Origin of the sequence: Enterococcus sp. E5-162, assembly GCF_035725965.1 — a bacterium.
Classification (GTDB): domain Bacteria; phylum Bacillota; class Bacilli; order Lactobacillales; family Enterococcaceae; genus Enterococcus_B; species Enterococcus_B lactis.
Genome location: NZ_JAPRFV010000003.1, coordinates 247570 through 266686, shown reverse-complemented (window position 1 = coordinate 266686; position 19117 = coordinate 247570). Strand labels below are relative to the sequence as shown.

The following is a 19117-nucleotide window of genomic DNA, read 5'->3' as shown; positions in this document are numbered from 1 at the left end:
TAAGGTAAATTTAGTTTTTTTATTTTGAATCCATAAAATAGTCTTGAATTGCTTCTCTTGTTTTTTTCACTTTTTCACTAAGTGATTCGTTTTTAGCCATATAAAAATAAAAAATGATATCAATCGTAGCGAATTGGGCCAAAAGTGAATTGGTTGCCGCACTTCGATTGGTGATTTCTTTTGGTCTTGATGTTTGTACGAGTACATCGGCTATCTTGCTAAGTGGGTTATTTCCAAATTGCGTCAACGCAATGATCTCGATATTCATATTTTTTGCTAGCTCAGCTAATGCAACTACATCTGCGCTTCTCCCTGAGTTCGAAACAAGCCAAAGTACTTTCTTCTTCTCATTGCTGACAAGTTGTGGGAGCAAGACATGGATATCTTTTTCAAAAATGATGGGCTTACCGACACGAGACCATTTTTGCAGAATGTCTTCTACCACTAAAGAAGAGGCACCCACACCATATAAAAAAACAGACTCAGCCGTTTCCAAACATTCTACGACTTTTTGGATCGTTTCTTCTTCCAGAATATCTACTGTTTCTTTTATCGCTACTTGCGCATTGTTCCCAAGTTTGTTTTTGATAGAGTAAAAGGACTCATTTGCTTCGATATCGCTAAATCCTTCATCGATTCCAGTCTGTAATTCTGTTGAAATCGTGATTTTGAAGTCCGTCAAACTTTGAAACCCGATTTTTTTTGAAAAACGTACAACTGTCGGCGCACTCAAACCTGAAGCCTCCGCTAATTCATTAGCTGTCATTGTGGGGACCTTCTCAATATTTCCAATAATGTAGTTGGCCAACTTTTTTTCTGCTGAAGAATAATCTTCCATCATACTTTCAATACGACTAATTACGCTCATAAGTTCCTCCATCCTTTTAATAATCGTCTATGTAAGTATACCATATCAGTTCCTTGTTAACGGTCGTGTACTGGATAAAAAAACAAAAAAACAATCCGCACAATAGGATAGCTCATTCCATCAATCCCGCAAATTCTATTGTCCATCTGTGGGATTGTGGAATATCTGTTCTCTATTATTTGGATTGTTTTTTTATTTAGTGCTTTTTTATAGATGATTTATCTATTTGTTTTCTCTGCTGTAATTTTTGACTTCTGCTTCCATAGCATCAATAAAGATATTCAAATCTTCTACAGCTGTTTCTTTGCTTCCGTAACGACGTACATTCACTGTTGCATCTTCCAATTCTTTATCACCGACAACTAATTGGTAAGGAATTTTTTGTGTTTGAGAGGCACGAATCTTATAGCCCATTTTTTCATTGCGGTCATCGACTTCTACACGTAAACCTTTCATTTGCAAGCGTTCTTTGATTTCATAAGCATAATCGCCATGTGCATCAACAGAAACAGGGATGATTGTCGCTTGTATTGGTGCTAGCCATGTTGGAAAAGCGCCTTTGTATACTTCTGTCAAATAGGCGACAAAACGTTCCATCGTAGAAACGATTCCGCGGTGGATAACCACTGGACGATGCGTATTTTCTCCATCTTCTCCAACATATGTCAAATCAAAGCGTTCCGGCAATAAGAAGTCTAATTGTATAGTTGACAATGTTTCTTCTGTCCCAAGTGCTGTTTTGACTTGGACATCTAATTTTGGTCCGTAAAAGGCTGCTTCCCCTTCTGCTTCAAAGTAATCTAGCTCTAATTCATCCATAGCAGCTTTCAGCATTGCTTGGGCTTTTTCCCACATTGCATCATCATCAAAATATTTATCTGTATTGTTTGGATCGCGGTAGCTTAAGCGGAAACGATAATCTGTAATATTGAAGTCAGCATATACCGCGACCATCAATTCAAGCGTACGCTTAAATTCATCTTTGATTTGGTCAGGACGAACAAATGTATGACCATCGTTCAACGTCATTTCTCGTACACGTTGTAAACCTGACAAAGCACCTGATTTTTCATAACGATGCATCATTCCTAATTCAGCGATACGAATTGGTAATTCACGGTAAGAATGGATGGCGTTTTTGTAGACCATCATGTGATGAGGGCAGTTCATTGGACGAAGAACAAGCATTTCGCCATCTCCCATATCCATTGGCGGGAACATGTCTTCTTGATAATGATCCCAGTGTCCAGATGTTTTGTACAACTCAACATCTCCCATGATCGGTGTATACACATGTTGGTAACCTAGACTAACTTCTTTGTCTACGATATAACGTTCGATCGTGCGTCGGATTGTTGCCCCTTTTGGAAGCCAGAATGGCAAACCAGAACCAACTTCTGGAGAAACCATAAACAAGTCAAGTTCTTTCCCTAGTTTACGATGATCTCTTTCTTTTCCTTCTTCACGCAGACGGATATATTCTTTCAAAGCTTTTTTATCAAAAAAGGCTGTTCCGTAAACTCGTTGCATCATTTGATTGTTTGAGTTCCCACGCCAGTAAGCACCTGCCACTGATAATAATTTGAATACTTGTATACGACCAGTAGACGGAACATGTGGACCACGGCACAAATCGATGAATTCACCTTGTTGATAGGCAGTAATCACTTCTTCTTCTGGCAATTCACTAATCAGTTCTACTTTGTATGGATCACTTGCAAAAATTTCTAATGCTTCTTGTTTCGAAAGAACACGGCGTTCGATTGGCAGATTTTCTTTGACGATTTTCATCATCTCTGCTTCGATTGCGGGAAGATCTTCTGCAGTTACTTGATTTTGTCCATTGTCTGTATCATAGTAAAACCCTGAATCAATAGCTGGCCCAACACCAAAGTGGATATTTGGATAAAGGCGGCGCATTGCTTGAGCCATCAAATGAGCTGCTGAATGTCGGACTAATCCAAGTGCATCTTCATGGTCTGGTGTGATGATCTCAATACTTGCATCTTCCTCGATTGGACGAGTCAAATCAATAAGTTGGCCGTTCACTTTACCAGCTAAAGCTTTTTTTGCTAAGCTTTTTGAAATACTTTCAGCGATGGCCAATGTTGTTGTACCAGCCTCAAATTCTTTGACTGCACCATCTGGAAAAGTAATTTTTATCATAATAGTTTCCTCCTTGAAATGTTTTGATTGATCAGATCATCAAGCTGAAAAACAAAAAATCCTAGCATCTCTTGAAAAGAGATACTAGGACGAAAAGTTCGTGGTTCCACCTAATGTTCAAACGCACATGCGTTCCTCAAACGTTGTAACGGTCCGACCGCCCTTGCTTCAGCAAGGGTTTCGAAAGTGGTCATCCTTTGGTTTTCTCCTGGAAAAGTTTCAGCCTAGCTTTTCCTCTCTTATCGAAGACTCTCAAATTCAGTTGGCTTTCTCATCAATCAATTATGTGTTTATTTAACCACTAATAAATAGAAAAATCAAGTGTGAATCTAAACTTATTTTTTCCATTCCCCATTTACACCGTATGTTCCTTTTTTCATCTCGTTGATGATGACATGGATGTGTTCTTTTGGTGCTTGCGTGTTTTTATGAACAGCTTCCGTGATATCTTTCATCATATTTTCTAATTGTTCCGGACTGCGACCTTCTACTAATTCGACATGTACGAATGGCATAATATTCTCTCCTCTTTCTGATCGTTCTTTTTTCATCTCGATTCTATCATACTATGTTTGTCTTGGGTACTGAATCCGGAAAAATGGCTGGGTCTTTTTTTGCTCTCAACGCACTCAGGATAGAGACTGTATCCACGACTTCTTGCAAAACAGCTCCGAATAACGCAGGAATCAGACCCGTACTTGCTATTAACATCAAAAAAATACAAATAAAGATGCCAATCAGTACAGATTGTTTCGCTATTCTCATCGTATCTTTTGAGATTACTACTGCTTTTGCTACACGCAAAAGATCATCTTTCAAGATGACCGCATCTGCACTTTCACTAGCAGCTGTAGAACCATGAGCGCCCATTGCAATGCCAATATCTGCAGCAGCAAGTGCTGGTGCGTCATTCACACCGTCTCCTATCATCGCCACAGGTCGTTGATCTTTAGGGATATGTTCTAAAATGGTCAATTTGTCTTGAGGCAAGCAATGAGCATGTACAGAATCTAATTTGACTTCCTCTGCAATCGATTGAGCAATGGCTGATCCATCCCCGGTAATCATCATCAAATTTTTCACACCAAGATTTCTTAGCTCTTTGATTGTCTTTGCTGCTTCTGAGCGAATCTGATCCGAAAACAGGATGGTTCCTGCAAAGGATTGATCAATGGCTACATAGATTGCTGTTTCAGAAGTTTCGATTTCTTCCACTGAAACAAAAGAAGCGCGTCCAATCTTTACGTCATGATTATTGACTACTGCTTGGATTCCTTGACCTGTCACTTCTTTCAGTTGACTAACAGGATACAGTTGGCTGTTTTTCACGTTGTTCACTAACGAACGAGCTAAGATATGGCTAGATTCCTGTTCTGCACTTGCTGCATACATAAGTAGCTCTTCTTTTTTCATTCCATTGACTGGTTGAATCGCCTCTACTTCTAATATTCCTTTGGTAAGCGTTCCTGTTTTATCAAAAGCAATCGTTTTTGTACGTGCGAGCTTTTCAATCGTTGTTCCAGTTTTAACAACAATCCCGTTTTTACTTGAACGGCTCATCCCAGCAACTAAAGCGATCGGCGCAGCTAAAATCAATGGACAAGGCGATGCTACGACCAATACTTCTGCAAAACGCAAAGGATCTTTTGAGAACCACCAAGAAATACCGCCAATCAAATATGCGATCAATGTAAAGGGAACCGCATAACGATCAGCTAAACGGACGAATCGGGCAGGTTTTTCTTTTGATTCTTCGACTAATTTAATGATCATTTGATATTGGCTATCTGCAGCGCGTTTTTCAGCAATCATTTGGATTGATCCGTCTCCATTTAAAGACCCAGACATGATCTGATCTCCAGGTTTCTTTGTTTCTGGACGAGACTCTCCTGTCAAAGAAGATTCATCGACTGATGATTCTCCTTTGATCACTCGACCATCAACTGGTACAAGCTCGCCAGGCTTGACTAGCAGCTGATCATCCACATTTATTTCATCAATTACTATATCCTGCCATCTTCCTTCTTTGAATCGATGGGCGATTCTTGGGGTGTTGTCTAATAAAGATTGCAATTCTTTACCTGCTCGTTTATTCGCGTAATCTTCTAGACTATCTCCGCCTGTAAGCATGATCAATATCATCAAACTAGCCCAATATTCTTTGACGGCTAATGTTGCAAGGATTGCGGTAATCGCTAATATATCTACACCATATCTTCCTGAACGCAATGTTTTGATCATTTCCAAAAACATCACGAAGGCGAGAATCCCTCCAGTAAATGCAACAATCATAAAAGCAAGTCCCGGCTGATGGAAAACAAATTCACTTAACAAAGCTACTCCGCCAATAAATAAAGTAAGTAAAAATTTTTTTAAATGTGTCATAGTTTCTTCTCCTCTTTTTTGTGACTTAGAGGTTAGTCATCTTCAATTGCCTCTCTTTCTCTTAAGCATAGTACTTGCTTAACACTTTTTAAAACAATAGGCCTTAATTGAAAACAACTATCACTATCAGCGTTTCCAATAGTCGCCAGTCCGACAAACGAATCTATCGAGCAAAGAGGACTTTTTTCGATTCATCCGTTAAAAAGTACCTTTTTTCGAAAAACTGTGCTATACTTTTAATTCGTTATTTACGGCGGAAGGAGCAAACATGTGATGAATGAGAAACAACTAGAACAAACGCACGTGGATGAAACGATCGAACTAATCCAGATCGAACAAAATATGCTGGATACAAAACAACGAGAATTGACTCAAGAAATGAATCATTCGACAAAAGACACAGCTAATCACAAGATTCGAGCTGGTTCCAATGAAGCTTTTTATGAATCTGCTGTTGAATATCGTCAACATGAGCAAGAATTGCTTTTAAAATATCATACTCTTGAGGCGCAGCAAAAACGCCTACAAACGTTGTCTGTTATGAAAGACAGTCCTTACTTTGCCCGTATCGATTTTAAAGAAGACCGTGAAACAGAAACATTGTATCTAGGTATCGCTTCTTTAAGAGATCTAGCAGAAGAAACAATTGTTATTGACTGGCGCGCACCAATTGCCAACCTTTATTATGAAGGTGAGATTGGTCCCGCATTTTATGAAACTGAAACAGATAGAATAGATGTCGATCTGCAGTTGAAACGACAATTTAAAATCCAAGAAGGACGTATTTTATCTATGGTAGATACGTCGGAAGTAATCAACGATGACTTTTTGCTAGAGATATTGGACGAAGCATCAAGCAACCATATGAAAAATATCGTCTCTACGATACAAAAAGCACAAAATGCAATCATTCGGGACACAACAAGTAAAGTGATGCTGATTGAAGGAATCGCCGGAAGCGGAAAAACGTCTGCTCTGCTTCAACGTATTGCTTTTCTGTTGTATCATAATCGCAAATGGCTAGAGGCAGAAAACGTGCTTCTATTTTCACCAAACCATTTGTTTTCTGATTATATCTCGACTGTATTGCCTTCATTAGGTGAAAGCGGTGTGCCTACACAAACATTCAAAAATTATATTTCACAGCTGTTGCCAGAGTTTTCTTTATTAGACGAACAGCAACAGGAAAGTGGTTTTTTGCTAGGCGAAAAAGATCCGATACAAGTGATGAAAAGCGGATTGACCTTAGTGGATCAGATTGATCGCTATATCCAAAGCATCACAAGCTACGGTCCCTTGTTCCGTGATATGAAAATAAATGGTCGTACGATCCTATCGAGGGAATCGATTCGCCAATGGTATAAAGAAACAAATGAACAACTTCCCTTGCACCACAGACTCTCTCTGTTACAAACGAAACTACTGAAAAAATTAGGCGGTCTGCAAAAAGATGAAACACGTCAGCAATGGGTCAAAGATCTCGCGGAAGAGCAGCTCCAAGAACTATACGCAACAGATCCTAATCTTGAATATACAGAACAAAAGGAGCGTTCCTTACGTAAAAAACTGGCTAACCAAATCGTACGTAAACGATTCCGTCGAATTCATCGAGGAATCATGAATTATCAATTTGTCAATATAACGAAACAATATCTCCACTTTTTACAAACTGTGCCACTTTCTCTTCTGACACGACATAAAATCAGCGAGACCAGATGGCAAGAACATTTAGCAACTATTCGTACACATTTGCGTCAAAGAGAGTTGCCCCAAGAGGATGCTGTCCTATTCTTTTTACTAATGCGCCGAACGTATCCGGTGACGGTCACACACAAAGCTCGCTATATCTTTATTGATGAAATGCAGGATTTCGCACCATCACAAGTGGCATTGTTGCAAGCCTTGTTCCCAAAAGCAAATTTGACTTTCTGTGGAGATCTAAATCAAAATGTCTTTGGAAATGAAACGATTGTGGGATCATTGGAAGAACTTTTCGTGGACCGTGAAGTTACCCGTTTCCAATTAACGACAAGCTATCGCTCCACAAAAGAAATCACTGATTTTGCTAATCACTTTATTGCAAAAGAACATCAAGTAGAGACTACAGCAAGAAAAGGCGATTTGCCTTTGCTCATCCAAGGAACAACTGATGATGTCAAACTGAATTGGTTAGCAGATACCATTCGAACGACTCAGGGAAAAGCCCGGTATTGGCGTACAGCAATCATTGCTAAAACCCAAGAAGAATGCGAGACTCTTTATGCTCAACTGCCAGACGAGTTGAAACAACAAGTCCAGCTGATTTTAAATGAGAGTGATTTTATGAAGCGTTCCATTATTTTACTTCCAGCCTTTTTAGCAAAAGGTCTGGAGTTTGACCGAGTTTTCTTGTGGGATGTAGATGCAGATCATTTTTCTTCTCAGCAAGACAAATTGATCCTTTACACCATGTGTACACGTGCGATGCATGAATTGACACTTTTTACCTCCAATAATGAAAGTCCTTTGTTAAACAATATGGATATTTCATCTTATGAGAAAAAAGTATTGTAACTAAAAAGACAACTGCTATCGTCAATGTTAGCAGTTGTCTTTTTAGTTACAGCAATAATTGCAGAAAAAGTAATTTCATCATTTAAGGTCATTTATTCTATATATAAATCCAAATCTGTTTCAGGATATTTTAATTTGACAAGCGAAATAATCATTTTCAGTTCTTCCATGTTTTCTGGATATTCTGGGTCAAATACCTTGCTATGACGTCCAATACCGCCATTATCGATCAATCGGTAAATTCGGTTCCATTCAATGAACTGATCGATTGATTGGAAATTGCTGATTGGATAACCCCCACAATCCAAAATTTCTGATACACGAAATGCTAGGTATGCACTATCGACCACTTTATTTTTTTTCGTATCTATCTTCTCATTTCTTTCGATGAGAATTTTTTCAGGATGATGCTTTAAGCTCCACTCCAATAGTAGAAAGAAAGCCTCCATCCGATACTCTTCTTCAAATAACCGAAAGGCTGAATCAGAACGACGAAAAAGCAGCGGAATCAAATATTTTTGTCTATAAATCAGCATTGGTGCGCGGTCCACCATACACTCTAAATAACGGTTCAGATACCCTGTACCGACATAGTTTCCTAATCGATAGCCTTCAACGCCGAATCTTGCGTATTTTTGCGCTAATTTTGAACAATCAGTTACGTTCACTGCTAACTCTTCTACTTTGCGGTAACCGCTTAAGATACGTTCAAAAGGTTCTAAAGTGATTTTTGCTTCCATATTCTTCCCCGTCCATCTTCCACATACTTCATATCATTTCATATGATACTTATGCTCTCATCATACCACAGGTTGAATTAGAATAGAAAATAAATCACACAAAAAAACAAGACAATCTGTTAGTGAGATTGTCCTGCTTTTTGAAAAAGACTGAATACTTTTCGTTAAAACTAATTGCTTAGTCTTCTAATGCCACATTATGGAACACGTGCTGTACATCTTCTAAATCTTCTAGCGCATCAATCATTTTTTCAAATGTTTCTTGATCTTCTGAAGATAATGTAACTTCGGTTTGAGGAATCATTTGGATCTCAGCAATTGAAAAATCAGTGATTCCTTTTTCTTTTAATGCTTCTTGGATACTATGGAAATCCGCTACTTCACCGTAAACGATGATTTGTCCATCTTCTTCCATTACGTCACGAACGTCGATGTCTTTTTCCATTAGATATTCAAGGATCTCATCAGCGTCTTCTCCTGCAAATGCAAAGATTGCTGTATTGTCAAACATATAAGAAACCGCTCCAGAAACACCCATGTTCCCGCCATTTTTCCCAAATGCTGCTCGTACGTCTGCTGCTGTTCGATTCACATTGTTTGTCAATGTATCAACGATCACCATTGAGCCGCTTGGTCCAAATCCTTCATAACGTAATTCAGAGTATGTTTCATCTCCTGCACCTTTTGCTTTTTCGATTGCTCGGTCAATAATATGTTTTGGTACATTATAAGTTTTAGCGCGATCAATGACGAAACGTAGTTTTTGGTTTGCATGCGGATCAGGATCACCTGATTTTGCTGCCGCGTAGATTTCAATCCCAAATTTTGCATAAATCCGGCTATTATTAGCATCTTTAGCAGTTTTCTTTGCTACGATATTTGCCCATTTACGTCCCATATTTTCACTTCGCTTTCTGATTTGATAGTTTCATAACGCAAAAACGTCCTGTTCCATTATACTTGTGAATCACGATTCTGTGAAGCTTTTTTTCTTTCTTCCTTCATTCTTCTCATTTTCAGTCAAAGGTCTATACTTGGATTGGGATTTGTCCGAAATTCTGTTCTGGAATATTGCCTCCCAATTGATAGATTTGATCACTTCTAACTAACAGTTCCGCTTCTTGTGCCTCTTTTTTTCCGATTCGGGAATAAATAGAAATCTCTTTTTTTTCTTTTAAGAATCTTCTTCCAGCATCGGTAAATCCAAGTAGTCGAAGATAGTTTTTATTTTGTTGGATAGGAATCTCTTGCTTTTTGATATTCAGCAAGACATAACAAGATAATCGTTGGATCCGCGTCCATGTATATCTCTTTGTTTTTACTTTTGACACAAAATCTGCAAAACCGTTAGCTGTTGCAGCTGCTGTCTTCATGCGAGTTTCTATTCCTTCGGTCATCTGATAGATATCTGTCAATTCCATCAAAGTAGAAGATAACAACCGATAACGCAAATACGGCCAATAAGATTCCCAAGTCTGTAACGAACAAGTGGAAAGATCTTCTTCTGTCTGAAATGGCACAAGTCCAGCGATCCTTTTTCCTTTTTCTAACGCATGGCGAATGGCTGTTGCACTGGCTATTGTTTGATCTTTGATTGTTTTTTCATGATAGCCTGCACTTTTACGCTGGATCGGATGTAACTCCATAGGGTGGATATACTTGGCATTTTCTTTTGCATAACTTAATCCTAAAATATGATTGGGTGAAGAAAAATCAAGCGCAATATCGGGATACAGACTGCGAAAAACTGCAGTCATTTTTTGCGGATAACTATACGTTTGATCAGACAGCTCGTGAAAAGACTCTTCTATCTTATCTTGATTCTGTTGAACAAATCGGCCGAAACTACCATAGTCAAACGAGGTCTCTTCTTCTGTTCCAAAACACAAACTGTCACAGTCCAATGCTTGCAAGATTTTCACTGCACCTTTGGCGAAATAATCAGCTGACTGAACCGCCCATTCGACAGGAAGCTCTACTACTAAATCCACACCATTTTGCAAAGCTTCATTCGCACGATGCCATTTATCGATGATAGCTGGTTCGCCTCGTTGCAAAAAGTTCCCGCTCATTACAGCAATGACGACCTCTGCTCCTGTTGTTTTTCGTGCCATTTCAGCATGATAGCGATGTCCATTGTGAAATGGATTGTACTCTACGATAATCCCGCAGCTTTTCATGTCCGCCCTCCTTCATAGTTTATCAATAAAAAAACACTAGAGACAAGTAAGGAAAAATCAAAAATCAGAAAAAATACCCGAACTATATAAACTATTCTCGCAAACACAATACTTCTGCGACGAAAAGCTGCACCGCAAGAGCAATGCCTATATCGTTCGGATATATAATTTATGTTGACGATTTATTCTTTTCTTGTTAACTCAAGCAGGCAAAATTGCTAGTCTTTGTATGCTACGAAGAACCAGCGCTTTGATTTCTCTGATGCTGCTTCGTCTGTAAAATCAGAAAATGCTTCGACTTTCGAAAACCCACTGTTTTCCAGCATTCTTAAATAGCTTTCCAATGGATAGGTACGCTCTTCATGTAGTTCATCTTCACGGATAAATCGCCCAGATCCTTCTGGTTCCTCAACGAAAAAAGTCAGAAAATGTTCGATGCTGTGTTTCTCACTTCCTGGATAGCTATCCCACAAAAAAGCAAAATTATCCCCTTGATAATGATAGCTATATTCTGGAAAAACCTCGTCTACTTGATAGGTGGAGTGCACGTCAAATAAAAAACGGCCATTTTCTTCTAACGCTTGATAGACTTCATCAAAAACTTGCTGTACCTCTTGTCTATTTTTCATGTAGCACAACGAATCAGAAAAACAAGTAATTGCTTGATATTGACCGATTTCTGATAAATCGAGCATATTGCCTTCTACAAATTGGATCGATACGTCTTCTTCATATGCTCTCTGGCTTGCGATCATCAACATCTCTTCTGAAAGGTCTAACCCTGTCACTTCATATCCATCTTTTGCAAAGGCAACCGCTAATGCTCCAGTACCGCACGCCAGTTCCAAAATATTTTTTGTGTCTTCTTGCAAATGACGTTTCGAAAAAGCTAACCACTGCTGGTAAAGCGTTTCGTCCATCACTTCATCGTAAATGAAAGCAAATGTTTCATAAGCCATGTTAATCCAACCATTCATTAAGATCGACTAACGGCGCATCTGACCATAGTTTTTCCAAATTATAGAAGCTTCGTTCTGGCGCATGGAAAACATGTACGATCAAATCTCCAAGGTCGATCAATACCCATTTTCCGCCTTCTTTTCCTTCAATACGTTTTACTTCATATTTGTTTTCTTCTTCTTTATCAATGATTTCTTCTGTAATTGCGTTGATTTGACGTTCACTATTTGCTGAACAGATCATGAAATAATCTGCTAACAAGGAAACATTTCGAACGTCTAAAGCGATAATGTCTTCTGCCCGTTTTGAATCTGCTGCTTTAACCGCAATTTTTAATTGTTCTTTACTATCTATGATGATTTCCTCCTAATATTGAGTGGCTTATTTTTTTGCTACCCAGTAATTATATGTTTCGATTGTTTTTGGATAAATCTGTTGTTCTTGTGCAAGTAAATGGGACAGCGTATGTTTTGTTTCAAATGCTACTGCTTCATCTAGATCAACCCATGCAATTGTCCGTGCATCTTGCACCCCAGGAAAATCCCGACCTGGCTCAATATAGTCTGCTACATAAATGATTTTGTCCAGGAGACTCATTTTAGCAGCGCCAGTCGTATGCACTCGAATCGCGTGAAGAATCTCTGAATCAGTGATTCCTAATTCCCGCTCTACAAACGAAGCTCCAACAAGCCCATGCCAGATAGCATTATTATAATTCAATAATTCTGGATCAAAACCGTCTCTTACGATCACCATTTTGAACTCCTCATCTGGTCGCTCTTTCGCATAATCATGTGTCAATGCAGCGATACTAGCTTTTTCAGGAGAAGCACCGTATTTTTTGGCAAGAGCAACAGCTGTTTCTTCTACTCCAAGCACATGCTTGAAGCGTTGTTCGCTCATTCTCATCTGTATTTTTTGCATCAGGTTTTCTCTAGAATAAGCAGTATATTCATTACTATAGTCCATCTTCATACAACCCTTCATTTTGGATATAATCAATTACTTTATCTGGAACAAGATAGCGGATAGAACAGCCTTCTTTGATCTTTTGACGTATTTTTGTGGAACTGATGTCGATTTCAGGTACATCTACCCAAATCACAGGATATGGCGTATCTGTTGTGTAACCTGGTCGACGTATGCCCACAAAATTGACCATCGAAGTCAACTCATCGATTTTATACCATTTTGGCAAATATTCTACCATATCCCCACCAATAATAAAGTAATAATCTGTATCCGGATTGTTTTGTGTCAATTCCTTCATCGTATCATAGGTGTAGCTTTTCCCGCCACGAGCTAATTCGATCGTTTCAATCTGCAAAAAAGGGTTGTCTTCCACCGCTAATTCCAACATGTTGAGTCGATGTTTTGCATCAATCGTCTGTTTCTCATCAACATGAGGCGGCTGATAAGAAGGCATTAAAAATACGCGGTCAAGACCTAAATTCCGGCCAGCTTGTTCAGCCATCACTAAATGAGCAAGGTGAACGGGATTGAACGTTCCGCCTAGGATCCCTACTTGCTTTTTCTTCTCTAAGAATTGAGGCATTTCTTTAGGAAATAGTTGTGAATGAACAAATGTCTTAGCTTGCGTATTCATCATGGTCACTCCTTATATTGCTTTTACTTCATTTGATAACCTTTGATACTTTTCTTTTGTAGAAGGTTTGTATAATACAATGACTCGTCCAATGATTTGGACGATTTCACAGTCGATTTCTTTTTCTAATACTTGAGCTGCTTCTTCTGCAACCTCATCTGTATTTTGAAGTAGAGCTACTTTGATCAGTTCTCTTTTTTCTAAAGCTTCTTCAATTTGGACGATCATTGCTGAATTAATTCCACCTTTACCGATTTGAAAAATCGGCTGAAGATGATGCGCTTTGCTACGTAAAAAACGCTTTTGTTTTCCTCTTAAACTCATAATTTTCCTTCTTCCTTAAATCAATGCTTTGCGTTTCAATACATCTACACCCTTTGGCGCCCAGCCCGCAATTACTGCTGGCGCTGTTACAGTGATCCAGCCTAGACCGGCAAAAACGATGTCTGTTTTTTCTTTCACAGAAAACTCAAAACGAACAAGCTCCGGAAATGCCTCGACTTCATCAGGACGAGGAGGCTGTAATAATCCACCTACATGTTTTTGATAAAATTCATCTGCTTTTTCCAGTTTCGTTCGATGAATATTTACATCATTTGACACATAAGCAATAAATGAAGCACGATTGCCGCTGATAAAATCAAATCTTGCAAGTCCACCCAAAAAAAGTGTTTGCCCTTCATTCAGCTGATAAACTTTAGGTTTGATTTCTTTTAACGGGGCAATGATCCGCAAATCTTTTTTACCTAAGTAATGCGCCATTTGATGACGATGGATGATCCCCGGTGTATCAATCAAAAAATGTCCATCATCTAAAGGAATCTCGATTTTATCCAAGGTCGTTCCGGGAAACTGTGAGGTTGTGATCACATCTTGTACTCCCGCTGTATTTTTGATGATTTGATTGATAAGCGTTGATTTCCCTACATTTGTTACTCCGACGATATAAACATCCCGTCCATCGCGGTATTCTTCAATTTTTTCTAATAGTTCCGTCATCTCATGTGATTTCTTAGCACTAGTTAGTAATACATCTACTGGACGAATCCCTGCTTCGTGAGCACGTTCCTTCATCCATTGTGTTAATTTAGGTTTTTTCAATGATTTCGGTAATATATCCACTTTGTTTCCCACTAAAAGTACTGGATTATCGCCGACAAAACGGTGTAGTCCTGGAATCAGCGAACCATTGAAGTCAAAAATATCCACCACATTGACAATCAATGCATCTTTTTGCCCTAATTCATTCAGTAAGCGTAAAAAGTCGTCATCCGTCAATGAGACATCTTGGATCTCATTATAATGGCGTAATCTGAAACAACGCTGACAATAGACTTCGCCGGAAGCTAACCCTTTTTCCAAAGCCGTTTGCGGCGTGTATCCTAATTCACCGGGTTTGCTTGTTTGTATAACGGCACCACAGCCGATACATTGTAATTCTTCTGTCATTCGATTCCACCTCGCCAGCCCATATCAGGGTATTTTGCTAATAGATAGGCCATAATTCTTTTTTCCCAAAAACGATTAAATTGTGTCTTCCAACTATCTGTTGCGATAATGGGTTTTACAAGGATGCTACGTATCCCTGCACGATTGGCTCCACGTATATCAGTCATGATTTGATCGCCTACCATTACTATCTCATCATCTGCTAAATCCAATTGTTTTTTTGCTATGTTGATCCCTCTTGCTAAAGGTTTCATTGCTCGTGCAACATACAAAAGATCAAATTTTTCAATCGCTCGCGCGACACGTTTTGAATTATTGTTTGAAACAACAACAACAGGAATTCCTGCATTTTTCATTTCTAAAATCCAAGTAAGCAACTCTTCTGTTCCATCTGGATTATTCCATGCAATCAACGTATTGTCTAAATCTGTCAATACTGCTTTGATGCCTAGATTCTTTAATTGGGCAGGTGTAATCTGATAGATGGCTTCTACCATCCATGTTGGTTTGTAATTTGAAAACATGTTGTCTCCTCATCTGCAAAAAATGAAGGAGCACATAAAGTACTCCTCAACCCCGTATTATACTGCATATCAGCAAAAAAAACTACCTCTATACTCGTCCCTCTTTCAGAAAAAGCATTTCTTTACAAAATGACCCAAAATAAAGATTGATCACAGAAAAATTTAGAAACAAAAAACAACTAAGCGAGCAAGAATCATTCTTTACTCTTTGCTTAGTTGTTAAACATCTAATATTGTCGGAACCTCTTGTATCGTTTTTCCAATAGTTCATGGTGGTCGAATCGAACAAGTTCCGTTAATTTTTCAATCAACGCTTTTTTCATGATGTGAGCGACTTTTTGCCGTGGCAACTGCTCGCCGTTGAACGTTTCAGGAATCACTCGATCCACGATCCCTAGCTCACGTAGTTCTGGTGCAGTAATTTTCATCAACTCGGCTGCTTCTGCAGCGCGACTGCCGTCTTTCCACAAAATCGAAGCAAATCCTTCTGGGGAAAGCACAGCATAGATCGTTTCTTCTAACATCCAGACTTCATCCGCTAAACCTAGAGCAAGGGCACCGCCACTTCCACCTTCACCAATGATGACGGCGATGATTGGTACTTTTAAATCAGACATTTCGAGCAGATTTTTGGCAATTGCTTCTCCCTCGCCACGCTCTTCTGCTCCTATACCGCAATAGGCACCTGCTGTATTGATCAATGTAATCACCGGTCTATTGAACTTTTCCGCTTGCTTCATCAGTCGTAAAGCTTTGCGATAGCCTTCAGGATGAGGAGAACCAAAATTTCTGCGGATATTTTCCTGCAGATCCCTTCCTTTTTGAATACCTATCACTGTTACTGGTTTGCCATCTAATCGAGCGATGCCACCAACAATCGCTTCGTCATCTGCAAATAAACGGTCACCATGGCATTCCTCGAAAGAATCGAAGATCTCTTCAAAAAAGTCCAAGCTAGTCCATCGTTCTTTAGCTCTTGCTAACTGAACGACATCATGTGCTGTTTTATCCACGATCTATCCATCCTTTCTGTGTATGCAATTCAAGAAGCGTATGGATTTTCTGCTTCAATTCCATGCGGGGAACAATCTGATCGACGAAACCATGAGACAATAAGAATTCGGCCTTTTGGAAATCTTCTGGAAGTTCCTGCTTGATCGTCTGTTCAATGACACGTCTTCCAGCAAAACCAATCAAGCTTTGGGGTTCTGCTAAAATGATATCACCTTCCATTGCAAAACTGGCAGTTACTCCTCCGGTCGTCGGGTCTGTCAAAACAGTTAGATAAAAAAGACCTTCATTACTGTGTCGTTTGACAGCAGCAGAGATTTTCGCCATCTGCATCAGAGAAAAGATGCCTTCTTGCATCCGAGCGCCTCCAGAAGCCGTGAACAAAACGACTGGAAGTTTTTCCTTTGTTGCTCGCTCGAATAACCTAGTGATTTTTTCTCCAACAATCGTGCCCATGCTTCCCATGATAAAATTGGGGTCCATCACTCCAATAATGAAGGGAATTCCCTGAATGGTTGCTTTACCAGTGAGGACTGCTTCATGAAGCCCCGTTTTGTCTTGCATTTTTTTTATTTTTTCCGTATATTCAGGAAATGCTAGCGGATCTTCGGTTACAAGATCCGTATCCCATTCTTCAAAACTTTTTTCATCAATGATCAAAGCTAGACGCTGCCATGCACCGATTCGAAAAGCGTATCCGCAATGGGGGCATACTTTTTCTTCACCGATGTCTTTCGTATAAAGGATATGTTTACAATTTGGACACTTCGCCCACATGTTATCGGGAACAGATGGCGAGTTAGCAGGTTTGCTCTCTCTATTAGGATTGATCCGAATATATTTCTTTTTCTTAAACAGAGCCATCTATGCGCCTCCTATTTCCGTTTCTGGTGTCCAATTCGGTAAAAATTCTTCTTGTAAAAATGCTGTGCTGTAATCACCTGCTATTACTGCTGGATGACTAATCAAATCCATCTGAAATTCTGCGTTCGTAATGATCCCTTCTGTGATAAATTCACTTAAGGCTCGCTGCATCTTCATCAAGGCTTCAAAACGTGTATTTCCATGGACAATAATTTTTGCAATCATTGAATCATAATATGGCGGGATTGTATAGCCTGGATAAACTGCACTGTCTACCCGCAACCCCATCCCACCTGCTGGAAGTAGCAAGTTTTGGATTTTCCCTGGTGAAGGAGCAAAATGAAAAGCGGGATTTTCTGCATTGATTCGGCACTCGATGGCGTGTCCTTGGAATACTACTTCTTCTTGACGTACATTCAAAGGCTCACCGGCTGCTATCTCCACCTGTTTTTTTACTAAATCGATTCCTGTGACCATTTCTGTTACGGGATGTTCCACTTGGATTCGAGTATTCATCTCCATGAAATAAAATTCGCCTTCTTCATCCATCAGAAACTCGATCGTTCCGGCATTTTCATAATTGACTGCTTTAGCTGCTCGAACAGCAGCGTCTCCTAGTGCTTCTCTTTTTGATTGTGAAATCACTACAGAAGGAGATTCTTCCAGTACTTTTTGATTATTACGTTGCAAAGAACAATCTCGTTCACCTAAATGAATAACATTGCCAAAATGATCACCTAAAATCTGAACTTCTATATGGCGAGCAGGATAAATGATTTTTTCCAAATACATATCATCATTTCCAAATGCCGCTGCTGCTTCTTGCTGAGCTGAAGAAAAATGCTGTGGAAGTTCTTCTTTTGATTGAACTTTTCGAATGCCTTTCCCGCCACCACCTGCAGCTGCTTTCAGCATCACTGGATAGCCGATTCTGTCTGCTATTTCCAATGCTTCTTCTACAGTAGATAATACACCAGTACTTCCTGGGATGACCGGGACATTTGCTTCTTGCATCAATTGACGCGCATTGATTTTATTCCCCATTGCATCAATTGTTGCGCTTTTAGGACCAATAAATGTGATATTGCACTCTTCACACATGGAGGCAAACCGGCTATTTTCAGATAAAAATCCAAAGCCTGGATGAATTGCTTCAGCTTTTGTTACGATTGCAGCGCTCAGTACTTCTTGAACATTCAGATATGAATCAACCGCTTTTGCCGGACCAATACAGATTGCTTCATCTGCTAGCTGTGTATGAAGTGCTTCGGCATCTGCCTCTGAATATATCGCTACGGTTTGGATCCCTAATTCGCGGCATGCACGAATGATACGCACAGCGATTTCGCCACGGTTAGCTATCAAGACTTTAGAAAACATATTTCACCTATCCAATCATAAAGGTTAATTCCGCTTCGGCTACTTTTTTACCGTCAACCTTAGCGATTCCTTTGCCTATTCCGGCTGAGGCTTTCACTTTCAATATCTCAACTTCAAGATATAAGGTATCTCCCGGTGTAACTTTCTTACGGAATTTTGCTTTGTCCAATCCGCCGAAGTAAGCCGTTTTACCCTTGAACTGTTCAAGAGAAAGTAATGCGACTGCTCCTGCTTGCGCCATTGCTTCAACAATCAGTACCCCTGGCATAACAGGTTCTTCTGGAAAATGTCCTTGAAAAAAGGGCTCGTTGATCGTTACATTTTTCTTAGCAATGATCCGTTCTCCTTCAACCATCTCTTCCACTCGATCAATCAAAAGCATTGGATAACGATGCGGAATAATTTCTTTGATTTCTTGTATGTTCATTTAT

19 protein-coding genes are annotated in these 19117 nt (G+C 39.4%); 1 reads left to right on the top strand and 18 read right to left on the bottom strand.

Going from position 1 to position 19117, the window contains the following annotated elements:
• Positions 1-19 precede the first annotated feature (19 nt).
• The 4 genes from OZZ83_RS04930 to OZZ83_RS04915 form a co-directional block, all read right to left on the bottom strand.
• Positions 20-868 carry a MurR/RpiR family transcriptional regulator gene (locus tag OZZ83_RS04930; protein WP_002310387.1) on the bottom strand — a complete coding sequence of 283 codons (849 nt, stop codon included), beginning with the start codon at positions 866-868 and terminating at the stop codon, positions 20-22.
• Between the two features lie 222 nt (positions 869-1090).
• Complete coding sequence (thrS, locus tag OZZ83_RS04925) at positions 1091-3034, bottom strand: threonine--tRNA ligase (RefSeq protein ID WP_278023496.1); 1944 nt, start codon at positions 3032-3034, stop codon at positions 1091-1093.
• A 335-nt stretch (positions 3035-3369) separates the two neighbouring features.
• Complete coding sequence (locus OZZ83_RS04920; protein ID WP_002287649.1) at positions 3370-3549, bottom strand: 2-hydroxymuconate tautomerase; 180 nt, start codon at positions 3547-3549, stop codon at positions 3370-3372.
• A gap of 46 nt (positions 3550-3595) precedes the next feature.
• Positions 3596-5419, bottom strand: coding sequence for a heavy metal translocating P-type ATPase (locus tag OZZ83_RS04915; protein WP_119365067.1), 1824 nt, complete (start codon positions 5417-5419; stop codon positions 3596-3598).
• A gap of 273 nt (positions 5420-5692) precedes the next feature.
• Here OZZ83_RS04915 and helD point away from each other — a divergent pair, with 273 nt between their 5' ends.
• Positions 5693-7972, top strand: a complete 2280-nt coding sequence (gene helD / locus OZZ83_RS04910) for an RNA polymerase recycling motor HelD (protein WP_002316971.1) — start codon at positions 5693-5695, stop codon at positions 7970-7972.
• A gap of 92 nt (positions 7973-8064) precedes the next feature.
• Here the strand turns inward: helD and OZZ83_RS04905 are convergent, their stop codons facing one another.
• The 14 genes from OZZ83_RS04905 to fabZ all read right to left on the bottom strand — a co-directional run bounded on the left by OZZ83_RS04905 (position 8065) and on the right by fabZ (position 19113).
• Complete coding sequence (locus OZZ83_RS04905) at positions 8065-8712, bottom strand: hypothetical protein (RefSeq protein WP_002290861.1); 648 nt, start codon at positions 8710-8712, stop codon at positions 8065-8067.
• A gap of 178 nt (positions 8713-8890) precedes the next feature.
• A complete protein-coding gene (locus tag OZZ83_RS04900) occupies positions 8891-9610 on the bottom strand; it encodes a YebC/PmpR family DNA-binding transcriptional regulator (RefSeq protein ID WP_002290860.1) in 720 nt (239 codons plus the stop codon).
• A 130-nt stretch (positions 9611-9740) separates the two neighbouring features.
• Entirely contained in the window at positions 9741-10892 is a 1152-nt protein-coding gene (locus tag OZZ83_RS04895; RefSeq protein WP_002314174.1) for a nucleotidyltransferase, read from the bottom strand.
• Between the two features lie 218 nt (positions 10893-11110).
• Positions 11111-11851, bottom strand: coding sequence for a class I SAM-dependent DNA methyltransferase (locus tag OZZ83_RS04890; RefSeq protein ID WP_002345597.1), 741 nt, complete (start codon positions 11849-11851; stop codon positions 11111-11113).
• A gap of 1 nt (position 11852) precedes the next feature.
• Positions 11853-12212 (bottom strand): ribosome silencing factor, encoded by a 360-nt coding sequence (gene rsfS / locus OZZ83_RS04885; protein ID WP_079997869.1) that lies wholly within the window; start codon positions 12210-12212, stop codon positions 11853-11855.
• A 21-nt stretch (positions 12213-12233) separates the two neighbouring features.
• Positions 12234-12827, bottom strand: coding sequence for a bis(5'-nucleosyl)-tetraphosphatase (symmetrical) YqeK (gene yqeK / locus OZZ83_RS04880; protein WP_002314176.1), 594 nt, complete (start codon positions 12825-12827; stop codon positions 12234-12236).
• On the bottom strand, positions 12811-13461 hold the full coding sequence (locus OZZ83_RS04875; RefSeq protein WP_002344094.1) for a nicotinate-nucleotide adenylyltransferase: 651 nt from the start codon (positions 13459-13461) through the stop codon (positions 12811-12813). The genes yqeK and OZZ83_RS04875 overlap by 17 nt, the downstream gene beginning before the upstream one ends.
• A 9-nt stretch (positions 13462-13470) precedes the next feature.
• Positions 13471-13782, bottom strand: a complete 312-nt coding sequence (yhbY, locus tag OZZ83_RS04870; protein ID WP_278023493.1) for a ribosome assembly RNA-binding protein YhbY — start codon at positions 13780-13782, stop codon at positions 13471-13473.
• A 15-nt stretch (positions 13783-13797) separates the two neighbouring features.
• The gene (gene yqeH / locus OZZ83_RS04865) at positions 13798-14907 is read right to left on the bottom strand and encodes a ribosome biogenesis GTPase YqeH (protein ID WP_002310374.1); all 1110 of its coding nucleotides are present in this window, start codon (positions 14905-14907) and stop codon (positions 13798-13800) included.
• Positions 14904-15431, bottom strand: a complete 528-nt coding sequence (locus tag OZZ83_RS04860; RefSeq protein ID WP_002310373.1) for a YqeG family HAD IIIA-type phosphatase — start codon at positions 15429-15431, stop codon at positions 14904-14906. Before OZZ83_RS04860 ends, yqeH begins: the two co-directional genes overlap by 4 nt.
• A gap of 227 nt (positions 15432-15658) precedes the next feature.
• Positions 15659-16444, bottom strand: coding sequence for an acetyl-CoA carboxylase carboxyl transferase subunit alpha (locus OZZ83_RS04855; protein WP_002314178.1), 786 nt, complete (start codon positions 16442-16444; stop codon positions 15659-15661).
• Positions 16437-17306, bottom strand: a complete 870-nt coding sequence (gene accD / locus OZZ83_RS04850; RefSeq protein WP_002310370.1) for an acetyl-CoA carboxylase, carboxyltransferase subunit beta — start codon at positions 17304-17306, stop codon at positions 16437-16439. Before accD ends, OZZ83_RS04855 begins: the two co-directional genes overlap by 8 nt.
• Entirely contained in the window at positions 17307-18686 is a 1380-nt protein-coding gene (locus OZZ83_RS04845) for an acetyl-CoA carboxylase biotin carboxylase subunit (RefSeq protein WP_002314179.1), read from the bottom strand.
• Positions 18687-18693: 7 nt separating this feature from the next.
• Positions 18694-19113 (bottom strand): 3-hydroxyacyl-ACP dehydratase FabZ, encoded by a 420-nt coding sequence (gene fabZ, locus OZZ83_RS04840; protein ID WP_002310367.1) that lies wholly within the window; start codon positions 19111-19113, stop codon positions 18694-18696.
• Positions 19114-19117: the final 4 nt, after the last annotated feature.

Excerpts from the sequence above, each read along its gene's own strand:
- OZZ83_RS04845 (WP_002314179.1), bottom strand. The coding sequence starts at position 18,686 with ATGTTTTCTAAAGTCTTGATAGCTAACCGTGGCGAAATCGCTGTGCGT.
- OZZ83_RS04860 (WP_002310373.1), bottom strand. The coding sequence starts at position 15,431 with ATGTTTTCAAATTACAAACCAACATGGATGGTAGAAGCCATCTATCAG.
- OZZ83_RS04900 (WP_002290860.1), bottom strand. The coding sequence starts at position 9,610 with ATGGGACGTAAATGGGCAAATATCGTAGCAAAGAAAACTGCTAAAGAT.
- OZZ83_RS04915 (WP_119365067.1), bottom strand. The coding sequence starts at position 5,419 with ATGACACATTTAAAAAAATTTTTACTTACTTTATTTATTGGCGGAGTA.
- OZZ83_RS04875 (WP_002344094.1), bottom strand. The coding sequence starts at position 13,461 with ATGATGAATACGCAAGCTAAGACATTTGTTCATTCACAACTATTTCCT.
- accD (WP_002310370.1), bottom strand. The coding sequence starts at position 17,306 with ATGGCTCTGTTTAAGAAAAAGAAATATATTCGGATCAATCCTAATAGA.
- OZZ83_RS04895 (WP_002314174.1), bottom strand. The coding sequence starts at position 10,892 with ATGAAAAGCTGCGGGATTATCGTAGAGTACAATCCATTTCACAATGGA.
- helD (WP_002316971.1), top strand. The coding sequence starts at position 5,693 with ATGAATGAGAAACAACTAGAACAAACGCACGTGGATGAAACGATCGAA.
- yhbY (WP_278023493.1), bottom strand. The coding sequence starts at position 13,782 with ATGAGTTTAAGAGGAAAACAAAAGCGTTTTTTACGTAGCAAAGCGCAT.
- fabZ (WP_002310367.1), bottom strand. The coding sequence starts at position 19,113 with ATGAACATACAAGAAATCAAAGAAATTATTCCGCATCGTTATCCAATG.
- OZZ83_RS04890 (WP_002345597.1), bottom strand. The coding sequence starts at position 11,851 with ATGGCTTATGAAACATTTGCTTTCATTTACGATGAAGTGATGGACGAA.
- yqeH (WP_002310374.1), bottom strand. The coding sequence starts at position 14,907 with ATGACAGAAGAATTACAATGTATCGGCTGTGGTGCCGTTATACAAACA.
- OZZ83_RS04920 (WP_002287649.1), bottom strand. The coding sequence starts at position 3,549 with ATGCCATTCGTACATGTCGAATTAGTAGAAGGTCGCAGTCCGGAACAA.
- OZZ83_RS04905 (WP_002290861.1), bottom strand. The coding sequence starts at position 8,712 with ATGGAAGCAAAAATCACTTTAGAACCTTTTGAACGTATCTTAAGCGGT.
- OZZ83_RS04930 (WP_002310387.1), bottom strand. The coding sequence starts at position 868 with ATGAGCGTAATTAGTCGTATTGAAAGTATGATGGAAGATTATTCTTCA.
- thrS (WP_278023496.1), bottom strand. The coding sequence starts at position 3,034 with ATGATAAAAATTACTTTTCCAGATGGTGCAGTCAAAGAATTTGAGGCT.
- yqeK (WP_002314176.1), bottom strand. The coding sequence starts at position 12,827 with ATGAAGATGGACTATAGTAATGAATATACTGCTTATTCTAGAGAAAAC.